We start from the raw sequence: 464 nt of genomic DNA, 5'->3' as shown, positions 1-464 counted from the left end.
CCCAAGTGGCGAAGGATTCGGGCATCGCCCGTGAAGCCCTCTACAAAGCTCTCCGACCTGGCAGCGAACCTCGCTTCGAGACCATAAGCCGCGTTTGCGCAGCCCTCGGCGTTCGACTCGTCGCGCAGCCCATCCATACCACGCACTGAGTTAGGATCCAGGTACACCCCTCTTCCACCCCCATGTGGGTGTTGGGCACATCGAAATTTTCCCGATCCACTACGCAACGAAAGGTGCCTCTACTTCCCATCGAGTTCCGCCGCAAACAGCGACAGCAGCGGCCTCGAACTTATCGGTCTCGCGCGGTCTGACAGCCCCCAGTACCCTCAAGATAGATCAGGCTCAAAGCCAGAATCAGGAAAAATTCTGTTCTCACAATGTTCACACGATGCGTACCCTTTGTATCTCTCTCATACCTCGATATGTGCCCGCTTTTCGCTGTTTCTTCTGGGGGTAGACCTGTG

1 protein-coding gene is annotated in these 464 nt (G+C 56.2%); it reads left to right on the top strand.

What is annotated here, in order from left to right; genetic code table 11:
• Positions 1-5 precede the first annotated feature (5 nt).
• Positions 6-149, top strand: a complete 144-nt coding sequence (locus tag ACR6JA_RS22775) for a helix-turn-helix domain-containing transcriptional regulator (RefSeq protein WP_494599748.1) — start codon at positions 6-8, stop codon at positions 147-149.
• Positions 150-464 lie beyond the last annotated feature (315 nt).

The sequence above is a fragment of the Cedecea sp. B1(4) genome (assembly GCF_059414925.1).
This window is presented reverse-complemented; position numbering and strand designations above follow the sequence as displayed.